The 14213-nt window shown below is 66.8% G+C and carries 16 protein-coding genes; 4 read left to right on the top strand and 12 right to left on the bottom strand.

Annotation, left to right across the window (positions count from 1 at the left end; genetic code table 11):
• Positions 1-225: 225 nt before the first annotated feature.
• From AZH51_RS11580 to AZH51_RS11545, 8 genes are read right to left on the bottom strand one after another with little or no spacing between them, the layout of a single operon-like run.
• Positions 226-1326, bottom strand: a complete 1101-nt coding sequence (locus AZH51_RS11580; protein ID WP_291524430.1) for a CaiB/BaiF CoA-transferase family protein — start codon at positions 1324-1326, stop codon at positions 226-228.
• 47 nt (positions 1327-1373) lie between these two features.
• Positions 1374-1751: a type II toxin-antitoxin system VapC family toxin gene (locus AZH51_RS11575; protein WP_291524435.1), complete on the bottom strand. Its 378-nt coding sequence runs from the start codon at positions 1749-1751 to the stop codon at positions 1374-1376.
• A complete protein-coding gene (locus tag AZH51_RS11570) occupies positions 1751-1978 on the bottom strand; it encodes an antitoxin (protein ID WP_291524428.1) in 228 nt (75 codons plus the stop codon). Before AZH51_RS11570 ends, AZH51_RS11575 begins: the two co-directional genes overlap by 1 nt.
• A gap of 38 nt (positions 1979-2016) precedes the next feature.
• Positions 2017-2637 carry a class I SAM-dependent methyltransferase gene (locus AZH51_RS11565; protein WP_291524434.1) on the bottom strand — a complete coding sequence of 207 codons (621 nt, stop codon included), beginning with the start codon at positions 2635-2637 and terminating at the stop codon, positions 2017-2019.
• Positions 2638-2642: 5 nt separating this feature from the next.
• A complete protein-coding gene (locus AZH51_RS11560; protein WP_291524426.1) occupies positions 2643-3695 on the bottom strand; it encodes a prenyltransferase in 1053 nt (350 codons plus the stop codon).
• The gene (locus tag AZH51_RS11555) at positions 3692-4399 is read right to left on the bottom strand and encodes a class I SAM-dependent methyltransferase (protein ID WP_291524424.1); all 708 of its coding nucleotides are present in this window, start codon (positions 4397-4399) and stop codon (positions 3692-3694) included. The genes AZH51_RS11560 and AZH51_RS11555 overlap by 4 nt, the downstream gene beginning before the upstream one ends.
• Positions 4396-5643 (bottom strand): glycosyltransferase family 4 protein, encoded by a 1248-nt coding sequence (locus AZH51_RS11550; protein ID WP_291524422.1) that lies wholly within the window; start codon positions 5641-5643, stop codon positions 4396-4398. The genes AZH51_RS11555 and AZH51_RS11550 overlap by 4 nt, the downstream gene beginning before the upstream one ends.
• A 9-nt stretch (positions 5644-5652) precedes the next feature.
• Positions 5653-7209 carry an NAD(P)/FAD-dependent oxidoreductase gene (locus AZH51_RS11545; protein ID WP_291524420.1) on the bottom strand — a complete coding sequence of 519 codons (1557 nt, stop codon included), beginning with the start codon at positions 7207-7209 and terminating at the stop codon, positions 5653-5655.
• A gap of 120 nt (positions 7210-7329) precedes the next feature.
• Here AZH51_RS11545 and AZH51_RS11540 point away from each other — a divergent pair, with 120 nt between their 5' ends.
• On the top strand, positions 7330-8469 hold the full coding sequence (locus AZH51_RS11540; protein WP_291524418.1) for a geranylgeranyl reductase family protein: 1140 nt from the start codon (positions 7330-7332) through the stop codon (positions 8467-8469).
• A gap of 20 nt (positions 8470-8489) precedes the next feature.
• On the opposite strand, the gene AZH51_RS11535 is transcribed toward AZH51_RS11540, so the two are convergent.
• Complete coding sequence (locus tag AZH51_RS11535) at positions 8490-9905, bottom strand: glucose-6-phosphate dehydrogenase (protein WP_291524416.1); 1416 nt, start codon at positions 9903-9905, stop codon at positions 8490-8492.
• 236 nt (positions 9906-10141) lie between these two features.
• Between AZH51_RS11535 and AZH51_RS11530 the strand changes: the two genes are divergently transcribed.
• Both AZH51_RS11530 and AZH51_RS11525 read left to right on the top strand, forming a co-directional pair.
• Complete coding sequence (locus AZH51_RS11530) at positions 10142-10624, top strand: cysteine dioxygenase family protein (RefSeq protein ID WP_291524414.1); 483 nt, start codon at positions 10142-10144, stop codon at positions 10622-10624.
• A complete protein-coding gene (locus AZH51_RS11525; protein ID WP_291524412.1) occupies positions 10621-11079 on the top strand; it encodes a rhodanese-like domain-containing protein in 459 nt (152 codons plus the stop codon). The genes AZH51_RS11530 and AZH51_RS11525 overlap by 4 nt, the downstream gene beginning before the upstream one ends.
• A gap of 2 nt (positions 11080-11081) precedes the next feature.
• Here AZH51_RS11525 and AZH51_RS11520 read toward each other — a convergent pair whose 3' ends face one another.
• Complete coding sequence (locus AZH51_RS11520) at positions 11082-12518, bottom strand: PLP-dependent aminotransferase family protein (protein ID WP_291524410.1); 1437 nt, start codon at positions 12516-12518, stop codon at positions 11082-11084.
• A gap of 70 nt (positions 12519-12588) precedes the next feature.
• On the opposite strand from AZH51_RS11520, the gene AZH51_RS11515 reads away from it, so the two are divergent.
• Positions 12589-13287 carry a hypothetical protein gene (locus tag AZH51_RS11515; protein ID WP_291524408.1) on the top strand — a complete coding sequence of 233 codons (699 nt, stop codon included), beginning with the start codon at positions 12589-12591 and terminating at the stop codon, positions 13285-13287.
• Here the strand turns inward: AZH51_RS11515 and AZH51_RS11510 are convergent.
• Positions 13207-13917, bottom strand: coding sequence for a hypothetical protein (locus AZH51_RS11510; RefSeq protein ID WP_291524406.1), 711 nt, complete (start codon positions 13915-13917; stop codon positions 13207-13209). The genes AZH51_RS11515 and AZH51_RS11510 overlap by 81 nt on opposite strands.
• A complete protein-coding gene (locus AZH51_RS11505; RefSeq protein ID WP_291524404.1) occupies positions 13914-14081 on the bottom strand; it encodes a CopG family transcriptional regulator in 168 nt (55 codons plus the stop codon). The genes AZH51_RS11510 and AZH51_RS11505 overlap by 4 nt, the downstream gene beginning before the upstream one ends.
• Between the last annotated feature and the right edge of the window lie 132 nt (positions 14082-14213).

Raw genomic sequence — 14213 nt, 5'->3', positions numbered from 1 at the left:
CCTTGCGGGCCACTGCCACGACGTCGTCGCGGAACTCCTTCGGATACGGCTTGGGCATGGTGAACATCCTTCCAGCGAGGACCACGATCCTCACAAGTCAGGTGTCAACCAAACCGGGGGCAAACCCGGATGGTCGTTCTCGGGGTAGTACACGTATGGCTCAAGCAGTTCGTGGGCCGATCGAGCTGCCGTCGACAGCCGCCGCCGCTTCCAGAAACCCATCGGCTACTCCGGCAGGTGCGGGGGCGCGAGGCGGTAGGTGACCGGCGTCTGCGAGAGATTGATCGGGTTCGCGACGACCGGGGTACCGGCGCAATCGCGGACCGGCGTCAGGCCCATCTCGTCCGCATAGGCAAACGCGTCAGCCACGTTGTTGATCGGGCCAGCGGCGATCCGTTGAGCGGCAAGCGCTTCGCACCATTCGTGCGCGGTCCGTTGCGCGAGAAGCGAATTCAAGACTTGTGTCAGTTCGGCAGCGTGCTCGGTCCGATCCACGTTGCGAATGAATCGCGGGTCATCGGCAAGTTCCGGTGCACCGACCACCGCTGCGAGAGAGCGGAATTGGGCGTCGTTGCCACACGCGATCACCATCTGTTTGTCGGCGGCTTGATACACGTCGTACGGCGACAGTGACGGGTGCGCGTTGCCCATCGCGCGAGGCACGTTGCCAGCCAGCAGATAACCGGAGGCCTGGTTCACCAGGGTGGCGAGCGACGTACTCATCAGGTCGATATCCACCCGCTGCCCCTGCCCGGTGCGCTCCCGGTGGAACAGGGCCGCGATGATGCCGACCGCCGCGTGCACACCGGTGAGTACGTCGATCAGCGCCACCCCCGCCTTCGTCGGCTGCTCGGGGCCGGGGCCCGTGACGCTCATCAACCCACCGGCCGCCTGGATCAACAGGTCGTAACCCGGTGAGGTCGACTGTTGACCGAATCCGCTGACGCTGCAATAGATCACGCCAGGATTGACCGCGCGCAGGTCGTCGTATCCCAGGCCGAGCTTCTCCATCGTGCCCGGCAGGAAGTTCTGCACGACCACGTCCGCGCGAGAGGCCAGCTCGCGCGCGGCCGCCAGATCCTCGGGATCCTTCAGGTCGAGCGCGCGAGAGGTCTTGTTGCGATTGATCGCCTCGAAGTACGTCGAGCGACCATCCGGCGTGTACGGCGGACCCCAGCCCCGCGTCTCATCTCCTGTGCCGGGCCGCTCGATCTTGATGACCTCGGCACCGAGATCGCCCAGCAGCATGGTCGCGTACGGCGCCGCGAGCACCCGCCCGAAGTCGGCGACGACAATCCCGTCTAAAGCGCCCGACTCGTTGGTCACCGACCTATTGTCCTGTCTCCCGACGCCGCGCAACTCATCGCTCGAAGTCAACAGACCACGACGAGCGCGGTGTGACCGCGGCCAGCCAACTTCTTGTCGCACGTAAGTAGCGACGCATCCAGACCCTCGGCAAGCGCGATGTAGGACGCGTCGTACGCCGTGAACTGATGGCGCAACTGCCAGATGCGTTCCGCGAGGGGCTCGGTCTCGTATCGAGTAATGGCGAATTCGAAGAACGTCGCCTTCGCCGCCGCAGCGACGGCCTCCGGGATCTTGTTCGCCAGCTCGAGGCCGCGCAACGCCGAGAGAACCTCAACGTCGAGCACGTACGGGGCATGGAGATCCCCGGCGAGCATCTCGAGCAGTTGATCGTCCGGCGCACGACCAACCAACGCCTCCACCATCGCGGAGGCGTCCACCACCATCACCTCCGCTCGGCCTGGATCGCCGAGACGATTTCGAGGGAGGAGGGCGCTGCGGAGCGATCGAGGCGACGAAGCCGGGCGACGACCTCATCGTTGGAGGGCCGGGCGCCAAGCTTCACCAGTTCGGTTGCTACGTAAGCCGACAAAGAAGTGCCCTGGGCTGCTGCTCTTCGCTTGAGCGTCTCAGCAACCTCGTCGGGCACATCGCGGACATACAAGGTCGCCATCTACGGAATGCTAGCACATTGCAAGCACGGAAGTGGCGTCAGGTGCGGCGGAGCACGCGCAACGAACCGTGCCGCGCGATCTCGACGAATCCTTCGGACAACGCCCGCTGCACCACATGCCACGGCGCCTGTCCCCCGTCGGCCGGATCGGGGAAGACGTCGTGCACCAACAGCGTCCCACCGGGCACCACAAACGGAGCGAAGGCAGCGTAGTCGTGCTGCGCGGTCTCCTCGGTGTGGTTGCCATCCAGGAAGAGCAGCGCGAGCGGCGAGGCCCACCACCGTGCGACGACCTCCGTCGAGCCGACAACCGCGCTGCACACGTCCGACAGCGAGTCGAGCACCGGCCGGAAGGTCGGCAGTGTGTCCAACATGCCCGACTGCGGATCGACCATCGAGGTGTCGTGCCACTCCCACCCGGGCTGGTTCTCCTCCGACCCGTGATGGTGATCGACCGTCACCAGCGACGACCCGACCCGACGGGCCGCGTCCCCCAGGATGAGCGTGGACTTGCCGCAGTAGGTGCCGATCTCCAACCAGGTCCCGGGCAATGACGACATTGCGTGGGCGTGGAGTGCCTCGCCCTCCGCCTCCGGCATGAAGCCCTTGGTCCGGGCCACGGCCGCCGCCACCTGCAACGGCAGCGGCGCGGGCAGCATCTCGGTCAACTCACGGCCTCCTTGTCGACCTCGATAACACCGGACCCGACCCCGAGGTCCCGCCACAACGATGCGCCACCCGTCGCCCCGACCAGCGCGTCGGCCGCCAGCAACATCGCCCCGGCCGTCCACGACGTCTGCTCCACGGGCCACACCTGGTCGTTCACGACGTTGCGGCCGGTCCAGTAGCCGCCCGTCTCGTCGTCGCGAAGCGACTGAATCTCCGCGAAAAGCTTGCGCGCAGACGCTGATTCGCCGATAGCGTCCAGAGCGGCGACCAGCTCGACCGTCTCCGCAGCCGTCACCCACGGTTCGTCGTCCACACAGCGCACACCTTCGCCGGGCATGACATACCGGGACCACGAATCGCACACCCGGGAAGCTGCCCCGGGCCCACGCAACGCGCCCGACAGCACCGGGTAGTACCAGTCCATCGAGAATCGCGACTTGTCCAGAAAGAGCGCGGGCCTGTCGCAGATCGCCTCGGCCAGTATGTTCGCCGCCCACCGCCACCGCGGTCGATCCACTCCGATCGTGTGCGCAATCAGCTCGCCGCACCGCAGCGCCTGCCAGGAGCTCGAACATCCCGTAAGCAACGCGCCGTCGACCAACCGTCCGGAATCGTCCGCCGCCCAGGCCAATTCACCACCGGGTCGTTGCGCTCGCACCACGAAGTTCAGCGCGCGCTCCACCGTCGGCCAGATCCAGGTCAACGCATCGATCCGTTGGGTGACCAGATAGAAATGCCAGGCGCCGACCGCGATGTAGGCGCACTGGTTGGTGTCCGCAGCAGCGTCGATGACCACCCCGTCACGCACCGACATCGGCCACGAACCGTCGGGCCGTTGCGTGTCGATCAACCATTGATACGCCGCGGCCGCTTCGGACAGGTGGCCGGTGACGGTCAGCCCCATCGCTGCTTCCACGTGGTCCCAGGGATCGACGTGACCACCGGAGAACCACGGGATGGCACCGTCCGCCGCCTGCAAGGAAGCGATGAAATCCCCTGTGCGGCGGACCTGTTCGGTGCTCAGCACACCAGGGACAGCGAAGGTCACGGCTTGGTCAGATAGACAACGAAGCTCTTACCGAGGACGGGATTCAGCACCCGCTCACCGACGCGGGTGATCGCGGGCGCCTTCATCATGTCCCACACCAACAGCTTGTGATAGCCGCGCGTCGCGAAATTCTCGTTGTCCGGCCCGACCGCGCATTTGAGCCACCAGTACGGCGCGTGCAGGGCGTGCGCGTGCTCCGTCTTGTACGGCGTGAGGCCGGCTGCCGTGAGCTTCGCGACCAGGTCACTGGCCTGGTAGATGCGGATGTGACCACCCTCGACCTCGTGGTACTCATCGGACAACTTCCAGCAGACCTGCTCGGGCCAGTTGCGCGGCACAGTGACGGCAACCCGCCCCCCGGGTTTGGTCACGCGGGCGATCTCGGCGATCGCGGCCTCGTCCTCATGGATGTGCTCCAGGATCTCCGAGGCCAGGACCCGGTCGAAGGACCCGTCGGCAAACGGCATCGCGCGGGCATCCCCGTGCTGCACCGTCGCCGTAGCTCCCGCAGGCACCTCGCCCTCCAACTCCATCGCCCCGAACATCGACTTCACGTCGGCCAGGTCGGCCTCGTTCATGTCGAACGCAGTGACGTTCGCACCCCGTCTCAACGCGGCGTACGAATGACGGCCCTGCCCCGCGCCCACGTCCAGGAAACTCATCCCCGGCTGCACGTCGAACGTGTCGTAATCGATGGTGATCATCGTGAACTCCCCTGCTGCGCCGAGATTGCCGCGGAATACTGCGCGACCGTCTGCCGCGCCACGGCCCGCCAACTGTAGGTGTCGACCGCGCGGCGCCGACCCACCGCCCCCATCGACGTACGCCGATCGGGCGCCTCCAGCAGCTGCGCCAGCCCCGAGGCCAAAGCGGCGGCGTCCCCGGGGGGAACGAGCAGACCAGCGGCAGCCGACGACCGGCCCACCAGGTCCGGCAACGCCCCCACCGACGAGGCCACCAGCGGTGTCCCGCAGGCCATCGCCTCGACCGCGGGCAACGAGAACCCCTCGTAGCGCGACGGCACCACATGCACCTGCGCGGAGCCCAGTAGGGCGGCCAACTCGGCCTCGGGCAGACCGCTGCGGAACGACACCCGGTCCAACAACCCCGCGTCGGCCAACTCCTTGTTCGTCCGATCCGACGGTGATCCGACGACGACCAACTCCCGCCACGCGGCCGGGTCGAGCTGAGCCAGTGCGGCGATGAGGACTGACAAACCCTTCAGCGGTACGTCGGCACTGGCCACCGTGACCAACCGCCCCTCCACGCGGGGTGCGGCGGGCGGTGCGAACACGTCCACGTCCACACCGACCGGCACCACTGCGATGCGATCCGGAGGCACCTGGAAGTCCCGCTCGATGTCGGCCTTCGAGGTCTCCGACACCGTCAGCACCGCAGGCAGCTGCCGCGCGACCCGGCGCTGCATCCACACGAAGTCGTAGAACCGCCGCTTGGTGATCCGTTGCCAGCCCCGCGCGTGGGCCAACTCCAGCGCCCGGTCCGCAGTGATCGGGTGGTGGATCGTGGTTAGCAACGGCAACCCACGCCGGTGCAGCCGAAGGATCCCCGGAGCCAGCGTCTGGTTGTCGTGCAGGATGTCGAATGCGCCCAGCCGAGAACGCAATAGCCGCTCCAGGCGCAAGCCGAAGATGCGCGGCTCGGGGAAACCCGCCGTACACATGGTGGCGTATTCGAGCACGTCCAGATCGGAGTGGAACTCCCGCAACCCCGGCCGGCGGAACGGGTCCTCGGGGCGATAGAGATCCAAGCCCGGCACCTTGGTGAGGTGCACACCGTCGTCCAGGACGGCGTACGGCGCCCCGGAAAACACCTCGACCCGATGACCGAGCGCGGTCAACTCGCGCGACAGGTTGCGCACGTAAATGCCCTGCCCCCCGGAGTGTTCCTTACTCCGATAAGAGGCCAGGGCGATACGTAGCGAGGTCAAGCCTTCACTCTAGGCGGGGACGGACTCGGGCTGGGTTACGCCGGTGTGAACGTCGTCGGCGGGTTTGCGGGCCTCGCCGGCGCGCACGTAGACCACGTCGTCCGTCACGTTCTTCTTACCCAGCGTCTTGCGCTCGGAGAAGAAGTTCTGCTTGACCGCCCACGGGTTGCGGTCGCCGACCTTCGGGAAGTCCCAGATGTCGCGCTGGATGTAGGTCGAGGTCGCGTCCATGAAGGGCAGCGGCTCCATCGGCCCACCGGAGTTGACCGGGTAGCCGAAGGCGTAGCCGCCGTTGTCGACGTGGTTGACGAAGGTCGTGAAGAACTGCGCCAACATGTCGGCCCGCAGCGTCCACGAGGAGTTGATGTAGCCGACGCAGATCGCGAGGTTCGGCACGCCCTCGATCATCGCGCCGCGGTAGGCAAACCGCTCGGCGAGGTCGACCGGCTGACCGTCGACCTTCAAGGTCATCCCGCCGCCGAGCTGCATCCGCAGACCCGTCGCCGTAACGATGATGTCGGCCGTGAGGACCTCACCGCTGGAGATCCGAATGCCCTCGGGGACAAAGGAATCGATGGTGTCGGTGACGATGCTCATCCGACCGCTACGCACCTCGCGGAACAGGTCACCGTTCGGCACCACACACACGCGCTGGTCCCACGGCTTGTACTTCGGCGTGAAGTGCTTCATGTCCACACCACTGCCGGCCAGCTGCGCCTTGACCTGGTTCAACAACACCTTCGTCGCGAGCTTGGGCGCACGGCGGGTGAACTCATAGAACCCGAGCGTCATCCCGGCGTACCGCATCCGGACGATGTTGTAGACCTTCTCCTTGCCCAGCTTGCCCTCGAGCTTCTTCAGCGACAGGGCGATCGGGTCCTTGCCCGGCTGGGTGATCACGTAGGTGGGTGAGCGCTGCAGCATGGTGACCTCGGCGCCGCGCTTCGCCATCGACGGCGCCAGCGTGATGGCCGTGGCGCCGGAGCCGATGATGATGACCTTCTTGCCCTGGTAGTCCAGGTCTTCGGGCCAGAACTGCGGGTGCAGGATCTGCCCCTCGAAGCTGTCCTGACCCGGGAAGGTCGGGTTGTTCGGGTTGTCGTAGCTGTAGTAGCCACCGCTCCAGTAGACGAACTTCGTGCGCACGGTGCGGGTGCCGTTCGGACCTTCGACCTCCAGGGTCCACCGGCCCTCGGCGCTGTCCCAGGCCGCGTCGGTGACCTTGGAGTTGTAGACGATGTGCTCGTCGATGCCGTATTTGCTGGCGGTGTCCTGCAGGTACTTCAGGATCTTGTCGCCATCGGCGATCGCATCCGGTCCGGGCCACGGCTCGAAGGGGAAACCCAGCGTGTACATGTCCGAGTCCGAGCGCACGCCGGGGTAGCGGAACAGGTCCCACGTGCCACCCAGCGCCGAGCGGCCCTCCAGGATCAGGTAGTCCTTGCCGGGGTTCTGCGTCTGCACCCGGTAGGCGGCGTCGATGCCCGACAGGCCCGCGCCGATGATGACGATGTCGTGCTCTTCGACCTGCGTTGCCGACTCGGCCGTGTCCAGAACCTGGGACATGCAAGGACTCCTCGATGGTTACGGTGCGGTTACTACGTGTGTAGTAGACCACATTCAGGGCGATGATGTGTAGTGGATCACATCCGGATTTGCTTGGAGCCGTCTCCTAGGATCGGGCGGGTGACCGGGGAGATCTTCGACGTAGCCGTGGTCGGGGGCGGCCCGGCCGGGTCCAGCGCAGCGCGCGTGGCGGCCGAGTCCGGCGCCCGGACCGTGCTGATCGATCGTGCCGTCTTCCCGCGGTACAAGACGTGTGGCGGCGGACTGATCGGGGTCACCCTTGCGAACCTGCCGCCGGATCTGGACCTGCCGGTGCAGCAGCAGGTGCGCTCGGCGACCTTCACCCTGCGCGGCGGGCGACCCGTTTCACGGGAAACGACCGACCCGTTCCTGACGTTGGTGGATCGCACCGAGTTCGACGCCGCACTGCTGGAGGTCGCGGTACGCCGAGGGGTCACCACCCGCCTCGGCGTCGCTGTCACCGGGGTCACCCAGGGCGACGACGTCGTGACTCTGGCCACCGCCGACGGCCCGGTTCTCGCGCGGGCCGTGGTCGGAGCGGACGGTTCGGCCAGCCGGTTGGGTCGGGCCGTCGGGGTGCAGTTGGCCCAGACCGACCTGGGGCTCGAAGTCGAGCTGGGTTCGCAGATCCCGCCGGAGTGGATCGGCCGCATCCTGATCGACTGGGGCCCCGAACCCGGCTCGTACGGTTGGGTGTTCGCCAAACGACAAGGCCTGACGGTGGGGGTCATCGACAGCAAGGGCCGACCGGAAGCCACCCGCGGTTACCTGGCTGACTTCATTGCCGGTCTCGACCTCGGCGACCTACCGGAGCGGATCAGCTCCGGACACCTGACCCGGTGTCGCACGCCTGACTCCCCCTTGGGCGACGGCCGGATCCTGCTGGCCGGTGATGCCGCCGGGCTGCTCGAACCGTGGACTCGCGAGGGGATCTCGTACGCCGTGCGATCCGGTGCGCTCGCGGGTGCGGCAGCCGCCACGCTCGCGAAGTCAGGTGACCCGGGGACGGTCCAGTCGGCGTACGCGCTGCAGATCAACTCCACCCTGGGCCGCGAGATGCTCGCGGGCGCCGCGGCGCTGCGGACCTTCGAGCGGCACCCCGGCCTGGTGCACAACCTGCTGCGATTCAACCCCTGGGCCTGGCGACAGTTCGTGAAGGTCGCCGGCGGCCAGGTGTCAGTCGCTGACCTTTTGGACCATCCCGCCGTACGCCGATCGGCAGCACTCCTGCGCCGCTGACCGTGTCCTGCAGGTAGAACTCATTTTGCGGGGAGCCAGTCGGCGGGTCCGTCGGAACCCGCCGGGTACTCCTGCAGCGGAATCTTGTTCTCGCTGAAGGCTTTCAGCACCGGCTCCACGATCCGCCAGCACTCCTCGGCCGCGTCGCCGCGCACCGATAGCAGCGTCTGCCCGTCCAGGATGTCGGCCAGGATTTCTCCGTAGGGCTGCATCCGGCCCGGCGCCAACTCGGCTCGCAGTTCTTTTTGCTCCAGGTCGTAGGGGCCGCCCTCGGCGTTCATCGACAGCACCAGCGTCACGGCACCGGGTTTGAGGTCGATGATCAACCGGTCAGCGCAGTCATTGCCACTGAATCCCGTTGGCACGTGGGGCACTTCGCGGAAATAGGCGACGATCTGTTTGCAGGCCACGCCGAGCGCCTTACCGCTGCGCAGCGTGATCGGCACGCCCTTCCAGCGGTTGTTATTGATCTCCAGAGTCATCTGGGCCAACGTCTCGGTGTTCCGCGCCGGATCGACGCCCTTCTCGTTGACGTAGGACGGGATCTTGCGATCGCCGATCTTCCCGGCGGTGTAGCGCGCTCGCTTGCCCGCCCGGCGCGGGTTGTTGCCCCACAGCCGCGTCGCCCGCAGCACCTGCGCGATCTGGTCGTGCACTTCGGTCGGCTTCAAGGTCGCGATGGACTCCATCGCGAACAAGCCCATCACCTGCAGCAGGTGGGACTGCAGCATGTCTTTGAGCGCACCGGCGGTGTCGTAGTAGCCGGCCCGGCCCTCCAGAGCCAGCGCCTCGTCGTACACGATCTCGACGCGCTCGATCGCCTCGGCGTTCCACACCGGCTGCAACAGACGGTTGGAGAAGCGCAGGCCGATCAGGTTCAGCACCGTGGAGACGCCGAGGAAGTGGTCGACCCGGAAGATCTGGCTCTCGGGGACGACCCGCAACAGGGTCTGGTTGAGCGCGTGCGCACTGTGTGCGTCGGTGCCGAACGGCTTCTCCAACGCCAGGCGGGTTGGGTGCGGCAACTCGATGTTCTGCAACAGGTCACAGATCTTGGCCGTGACCGCCGGCGGCAGGGCGAAGAAGATGACCAACGGACTTCCGGTCGCGCACTCGTCGATGACCGACTGGAGGTGCTCAGGATCCAGCAGATCCGCCTGGAGGTATTTGGTGCCCTTCTGCGCCCGGCGCAGGACCTTCGCCGGTGCACCCGCCGCGTCGAAGGAGTCCTTCATCAGGGCACGCCATTCGGCTGCGGTCTTCGCCGCGCGATCCGCGCCGACGACCCGCACCTCACGGTCGTCCTCGATCATCAGCAGGCTGGCCAGGCCCGGCAGGAGCAGCCGATGGGTCAGATCACCGCCGGCACCCAGGATCAGCAACGTGGCGGGTTGGGGTGCGTGGGTGGCCGGCTTCCGGCGCGCAGTCGGACTCATACGCCGAGCATGTCACGGGAAGGTTGGGCTTCGGCTGAGTCGGCACCTCGTCGCAATAGCGTTTTGCTTGCATCGTCGTTATGTCATCGGTAACCTTGCGTCATGTCCTACCGAACCAGTGGAGATGGCATCCTCGCCGTTCCGGCCCGGTGGACTCTTGCTCGCGGCCAGATCGAGTGTCCGTACGTCGTGTCCTGACCCCACGCCGTACCTCACCCCGATCCGAAAGAACCGCCATGTCTCTTGCTCCCGCCCTTCGGTCCTCGACCGCGCTCACGCCCCGTCAACTGCTCTCGATCACCCACCTGTTCGCCGACGAACCCCGGCTGAAGTCGTTCACCGACGCCGACGGGGACGACTCGGGCCGCCGGTGGTACCAACTGGCCCGTACCTCGCGCGTCCAGGTCTGGGGGATCTACTGGCCTGCGGGGTCGGCCACCGGATGGCACGACCACGGGGATGCCAGCGGCGCCTTCCTAACCGTGAGCGGGACACTGACCGAGCACTGGTGGCGCTCAGGCGAGCAGGTCCGCCAGCAACGGCCCGGAGTGGGACGGCCGTTCACCGCCGCGCACATCCACGACGTCCGCAACACCTCCTCCGAACCGGCCATCTCGGTGCACGCCTACTCACCGGTGCTGGACGTGATGACTCGTTACGCGCTACGCGACGGCGAGCTGTGGGTCACCGGGACCGACCGGGACGGCGACGACTGGTGAGCGCCGCGACGATCACGGCGCTGCATACCGAGCTCTTCCGGCGCTCCGGTCGAGGCACTTTCGCGCCGACCTATGACGGCGTTGACGATCAATTGGCCGACGCCAGAAGCCGATTGGACCGATTGAGCCCCCGAGCGGCGTACCAGGAAGTGCTCTGGGAGCGCGGCATCCTGGTCGACATCCGACCCGCGGCGCAGCGTCAGCAGGAGGGTGAGGTGCACCCGTCGCTGTCACCGCTGGTCGTCGAACGCAACGTGCTGGAGTGGCGCTTCGACCCCCGCCATGATGCCCGGTTGCCGCAGGCGTCCTATGACGCCCGGGTCATCGTGCTGTGCCAGGAGGGCTACACCTCGTCGCTGGCCGCGGACTCCCTTCTGCGGCTGGGGATTTCGCGGTCCACTGACGTTGTCGGTGGCTTCGCCGCGTGGCAGGCGTTGTCCCTGCCGGTTGCCTGAGGTCAGGCGATCAGGTCCAAGCCACGGCAGGTGCTGTCGCGACGGTCCGATGCACCATTCAGGACGGCCGCGTAGGCATCCGCCAGACGGTGCACCCCTTCGGTCAATTGCGCTGCACCGGTCACGAAGGGCAGCCGCAGGTGTCGCTCGCCCGCCTGACCCGGTTGGGTGAAGAAGCGTGGACCGGGTGTCAGCAACAGGCCACGCTGCGCCGCGGCGGTGACCAGGGCACTCGACACCGCAGCAGGCAGGTGGACCCAGAGGTTCAATCCCCCTGCAGGACAGTAGGTTTCGAAGTCAGGCAACTGCTCGGCGAGCAGCGATAGCAGCAGGTCCCGGCCGCTGCGCAACCGGGCGCGACCGCTGGCCGCCGTCTGTCCGCCCTCGGTGAGCAACTCGGTCACGACGAGTTGATCGAAAGCGGACGCGCCCAGGTCGCTGGCCATCCGGGTCTGGATGAGTGGCATGACCAGGTGCTGCGGCGCGCGGATCCAGCCGACCCGCAACCCACCCCAGAACGGCTTCGACGACGAGCCGATGCTGATCGCGCTGGGGTCGAAGGTGGCGTACGGCGCTGGCAGGGTGACGCCGTCGAGATTCACTGCGTGCAGGGACTCATCCACAATGACCGTCACGTCGTGCCGCTTGGCACTGCGGGCTATCTGCTCGCGTTGCTCGGCCGCCATGATCGCGGCCGTGGGGTTGTGAAACTCCGGGATCAGGTACGCCGCCCGTGCACCGCCTGCGGCCAATCGGGCGAATTCGTCGGTTTCCCAGGGTGTTTCGAGGACCGGCATCGCGCCAAGACGCGCCCCGGCGGCGCGGAGGGCATCGATGCCGTGCGGGTAGCTGAGTCCCTCTGTAATGGCCCGGTCCCCACGCCGCACCAGCGTGCGTGTCACCAAGGAGATCGCGCCCATCGCGCCGGCTGTCACCACGATCTGGCCCGGATCGGTCGGTAGGCCGCGATCGACGTACGTGCGAGCGATGGCTTCTCTCAGGACGGGTAGCCCGTCGGGCAGGTAGCCGGTGCTGGTGAGCAGCCCGGGCAGGGCGGCGGTGGCGCGTTCGAAAGCACGAGCGGTTCCCGGCGGCGCGGGGGGCGCGGAGTAGGTCCAGGCGATGGAGTCGGGGTCGCCGGACTCAACGATCAGGGTGCTGGCCGAGGACTGCGCCAGGGGCAGTGCGACGACCGTCCCGGATCCGCGGCGCGCAGTGGCGAATCCGGCATCGCGCAACTGCTGGTAGGCGCGGGTCGTGGTGGTGCGACTGAGGCCGAGCGCCGTGGCCAGTTCGCGCTCGCCGGGCAGTCGTGCGCCCACTGTGAGGCGGCCGTCGACGATCAGGAGCCGCAGCGCATCAGCCAGTTCCAGGTATGCCGGCCGGTTGCCGGGCTGTGTCCCGAGCATCGCGGTGAGCGTGCGTGCCGTGATCGCCATGGCGCCACTTTGTCACAAGTGGCTATTGATGAGATAGCCACTTCACCCCACCATCGTTAATGTGAATCCCATGCGCAGTGCCCCCGGACGCCTCGTCCAGCTCGTGATCGGGCTGTGGCTGTACGGCGTGACCATGGCCTTCATGGTGCGTGCCGGTCTGGGGCTGGACCCGTGGGATGTCTTTCACCAGGGATTGGCCAAGCACTGGCCGCTGTCCTTCGGTCTGACGGTGAACGTGGTTGGCGCGATCCTCCTGCTGGCCTGGATCCCGTTGCGGCAGAAGCCCGGCATCGGCACCGTGCTCAACGTGCTGCTGATCGGAACCGCCGCGGACATTACGCTGCGCTGGCTCCCCACCGCTCATGTGCTGCCGGTGCAGGTGGGCTACCTGGCCTTCGGCGTCATCGGCAACGGTCTTGCCGGCGCGCTCTACATCGGAGCGGGCTTGGGACCCGGACCGCGCGACGGCCTGTGGACCAGCATCGTGCGTCAGCGGGGATGGTCAGTGCGCGTGGCCCGCACATGTATCGAGGGGACGGTCCTGCTGATCGGCTGGTTGCTTGGCGGCAGCGTTGGGCTGGGGACCGTGCTGTACGCGGTCGCGATCGGACCACTGGTGCAACGCTTCCTGCACCTGGTGCCGGTGACACCGCAGTCCCCCTTGCTGACCCGCCGCCCCTCCACCGACCTAAGCCTGGTGGATCTGCACCAACCGGCCGTCGGGATCGGCCACCTCGATCATTGCGCCGAAGCTCGTGTCGATCCGTAGGTCGTCGTAGCCGGCAGCTCGCAGCTTCTCCCCAAGCGCCTTGACGTCACCGGTGGCGGTGAAGGTCAGGTGCACCTGCGCCCCGCCTCCGGTTGCCAGGTAACGCGCTGACTCGTCCGGTCGGTCGACGTGCAGACCCACCGATCCCTGGTCGGCGACGAGCGCCACGTAGTCGCCCTCGCCATCAGGACGCAGTCCTAGCCCGACCAGGAACTCGGCGTACGGGCCATGCGGATCCGTGAAGCGCACTGGCACAACGGCGATCGCGGCGTCGGGATGAGCTGCGTGCTGTTCGTATCCGTAGTGATCGGTCTGAGCCTCGTTGATCACAACCTCCGCGCCGAGGGGGTCGGTGACGAAGAGCGAACGACCCCATGACTCGTCGACCGGGACCGCACCGAATTCCTTTGCGACCACATCGAGTTCGTCGGTCTCGAAGGTGAGTTGGGTCCAGCCGGACTGCGCGCCGCTGGTCGCGTTGGCGGTGCCGTGCAGCAGCACCTTCCCCGAGCCGGACTCCATGACGGCCCAGTCGCCGCTGGTGACCGACGCGGAGAGGCCAATCGCCTCGAGGAACTGCTGCATCGCCGGCACGTTGTCACTGAACCGGATTGCTTGGACGGAAATCATCGGGAACCACCTTCTTCGAGATAGCTGCGGAGAACTCGTTCGACCAAAGTCGAGAGACTGGTGCCGTCGTCGATCGCGCGGTGCTTGACCTGCGTCACCAGGGATTTGGGCAGGTAGACGTTGAACTGGACCTTGCCGTCGGCGACGGCTCGCTCACTGGACATGACAGAATGCTAGCATCCTACTTAGATAGCCGTCAGACGCCGCCGGTTTGGGACGGGTTAACCCACGGATTCGCGAGTTGTGGGTCAAACCCGTCCCAAACCCGACAGCGGGTGTGAGTTGGCCGACCAGTA

It is taken from the genome of Branchiibius sp. NY16-3462-2, assembly GCF_001594145.1.
GTDB lineage: Bacteria > Actinomycetota > Actinomycetes > Actinomycetales > Dermatophilaceae > Branchiibius.
Note: the sequence above shows the minus strand (reverse complement) of the source record. Positions and strands in the feature narration are given on the sequence as shown.